This is a genomic window from Kosakonia sp. N21 (assembly GCF_050587465.1).
GTDB lineage: Bacteria > Pseudomonadota > Gammaproteobacteria > Enterobacterales > Enterobacteriaceae.
In genome coordinates this window covers 1-3,651 of record NZ_JBOBHR010000022.1, presented here as the reverse complement: position 1 = coordinate 3,651, position 3,651 = coordinate 1, and the positions used below count along the sequence as shown (strand labels likewise).

Genomic DNA, 3,651 nt, shown 5'->3' with positions numbered 1-3,651 from the left:
CCCGTCGGCGGCAGAGGCCATGCGCACGCTGCAGACCATCCATGCGTTTCAGCTTCAACGCGATCTCACCACGCCGGATGATACGCTGCGCTGGGTCCTTACCGGTGTGGTGCACTATCCGGAACTGCAACCCTGGTACCAGAACTACCTCAACCTGATGCTGGTCTGGTCGGTGAAAACGATCCTTGAAACCCCGGATATCAATGCGCAGCAGCAGGCGGTGGTGCACCTGCAGGCGCGGCTGTCAGAACCGGAATGGCGGCTCTGGCCCGGTGTGGCGCAGCTTTCCGCTCTGCTGCCGTTACTGCCCCTGCTGCCGGCGATCCGCGAGGAGCTGGGCGGGCGGACACTGCCCGCGGGGAACTCATGGCTGGAATGGAGCGCTGCGGTGGCCGATATCCTTGCTGCCAGCGAACACCCTGCGCTGCAACAGCTACGCCAGCAGCTGGAGCAGAATATTGAGGCATGGATAAGCGACACCCTGCTGCAGGGCGTGACAGGCGGCGAGCGCACCAGGCCGCTCACCTCCCGGCGGCTGCCGGAGCGCTGGAGCATGGCGGGTATCTCGCCTGAAGGCATGCGGGAAGAGGGGGATATCCGGCTCAGCGGCGGCGAGATGTTTATCCGCGAGCAGGGGCGCATGTATCGCGTGGAGCCTGACGGCGCACAGGGCGTGCTGCGGCTGATAAAACCCGGAGAGACGCATGCCGGCGGGGCATCGCCGCGCGTGCTGCGTGAAGACGGGCGCTGGCGACTTGACCTCCGTCCTGCCGCAGGTCTGCCGGGCGGCAGCCCGGTGGCCGGAATGGACATGAGCGGCGGCATTATCCGCCTGAGCCAGGATGACATGGACTGGCTGGCTTCGGAGGAAACCCGGCGGGTGGCAAAAGTTGCGACGGGGGTGGGGCTGGGGATCTGGTGGCTGGGTACATTATATGCGTTCTGGCGCAGCTACCATCAGTCCTCCCCCGCTGCCTATCACCCTGCGGCACAGCAGGTTCCGCCAGCGCAACCCCCGTCGCATGAGGCCGCCGCGCGGTTGCTGAACCCACCCGTTGCAGAGACCGTGGTGGAGATGGACGGGCCGCAGAGCACCGGTGCCACGCCGGGCCGCTGGCAGCGCGCCACCGCGCTGGGACGGCGCTATCGCGTACCGCTGGGGATGACCGCGCTGGGGGCGATTTCCAGTGCGGCGTATGTACAGTGGCTGTTGCGCAACCCGGAGCAGGACGTGCTGACCGAGGAGGATTTGACGGCGTTGCAGGCGGTGCTGGCGCAGAGGGACTACCAGATAGTCACAGACGTTCCGCCGCCGGAAAAGCCTGAGCGGGTGCGCCGGGCCGGGGGGCGAAGACTGCTGGCTGAAGAGAGTACAACACCGGCGACAGAACCGGCACGTGAGGAAAACGTATGGCCGCCGTTGCCACGCAATACGTCCATTGATGCCGGGCTGGAAAAGGCCGTGCGCGAGACATTCCCGCCAGCGGGTAAGTCCGGCGGTACCGTCGCTGATTACAAAATGGATCTTCTGGACGAAAAAATCTATTCATCGGGCGGACTGAACTACCTGTTTGTGGCCGGTAACTACCGCTATATCGATTTATATTTGAATACTCCGGCGGGTATCACCGCGCGGGTTTATGCCACCACCTCACTGCTCGATGAAAACAATCCTTCGCTGCCCATTTTTTTTAAACATGACACCCATACATGGTTCCTTGATCTTGCGCATGGGGAGTCACTGCCTGATTCAGTGACGACGATGCCATCTGGAACCGTGCTGACGTCAGCATCAGCGTCGCTGATTCATCTTGCGGAAAGATGGGGGGCAGGTAACACCTTTCAGTACAACCAGATGACGGCGGGCCACGAGGGAGCGATTTATCAGGATGATAAATTGTATATCTGTCTGCAGGGGAAATACTGGCCGTTTGTCTTTATCAGCGACAGCGTGGGGGCGGTTATCACTGGCGCAAGAAGCGTTTATGTCCTGCGCAAAGAAAATACATGGGATACGGCAACCACCATCAGACCAATGGTGATGCCCGGCGTCTCTGTCATCTCGCGGGCGGTAGAAGAGCGGGTTGAAAAGGAGTTTAACCCGCGTAATGCCATGCAACCCTCACCTGGTGATTTTAAGACGCAGAAGGAGCCCGGAATTTACGAAGCGGCATCTTGTGAAACCTTTATTTATGCCGCCACCAATTTCTGGCCGGTTACACTCACCAAAACATCCGCCACATCGACCGTGTATGACAACGCGACGATTTATGAAAAGCGCAATGACAGTACGGCTAAAACAGTCCATGTCTATAAAGACCGGCAGAGCCAACACTGGGAAGAGAGTGATCAAACGCCGACCACCGGAACCGGAACACGGCCTGCAAATACCACCGCGTCGGAGTGGTTAACAGAAGAGGCCTGGCTCTGGGATTATGATCCCGGCACGGCGGGTTTCCCGGCCTCTTTGGAGGGCGATGGGGGTATTTACCGTCAGCCTAATGGCGATCTTTATATTTTTCTGCATAAAGCCTGGTGGCCGTTTGTTTTCCTTGGTGGCAATGTGGGGGTGATCTCGGCTAAGAAGAATGGCGCGACGGTAAATATTATTACGCATAATTACAACGGTGAGTGGGAGTATGCTGGGGAAAGTGCCGCAGAGGTGTCTCCGGCCATTGGCGATTTAATTAATAGATCGCTGATTAACGTTGAGATTGCCAGAGAAACGCGCCATGCTTTGTTTAAGATACTGTCCGGTCATGATTTTGTTAGCTGGAGTGCGCTGTTACAACTGCTGGTACAGATTATCGATCAGGAGTTTTATCGCATTTATACACACCCCGATCATGAAAAAATTAAAAAAATACTCTTTCTTAAAAAGGAAGTAATACGCCTGCAGCAACAGGAGCACCATACAGAACAATTATTTCTACCGGGTCTGAAAAATGAGTGGAACGATGCGTTGCTGGATACCTATTATCGTGCGTTCGCTACCGGGCTTGTTGATGCGACAGAAATCTATGCTGCCTGGCATTCTCGCATTGTCGTACAGGATATTAAAAGCAAGAAAAAATTGTTGGAGAGTAATAATATTGGTCTTAAAATTGCAGAGGTATACAAGGAATTAGTGGAAGCTAATGCAAGAAGAAATACACATCTGCATAATATGCATAGTGGTTTTAAATCTCCGCATAACAACCCTGACGCTTTACTTGCACAAAAAGAACAAGAAAAAATTAAAATATTGTCATCCAAAGGAGAACAATTGCAGAAGATCGCGAATAACATTTCGAATAAAATATCTGAATATGACAAGCTGATTAAACTGCACAGCGATAAATACAAAAACTATGAGCAGGGAGAAGCGCTGGCAAAAAAAACACTCGGTCCGGGTCTGGCGCTCTCCACAGATCAAAATACAACCTCAATGATTGTGGATGAAGCAATCATTACGCTTGCGCTTCAGGAAGTCGAAATGGTCATCAAAGAAAGGGAAGCGTACAGTGAGGAAGACCTTCAGGAATTGAACACAATACGGATTGCCAGAGATCTGGTTATCCGAATGTCAGAACAACAGAGTGCTTTTAACTACCTGGTGAACCGGTTAATGGCTGTGGGTATTGAAAAGCATACACCGGCAAATGACTATAA

Annotated in this window: 1 protein-coding gene; it reads left to right on the top strand. The window is 54.4% G+C overall.

Annotated features, from left to right (window positions below):
- Positions 1-19: 19 nt before the first annotated feature.
- The coding region (locus tag ACQ3G7_RS24640; protein ID WP_430892999.1) for a hypothetical protein at positions 20-3,651 on the top strand (3,632 nt) is incomplete at its 3' end.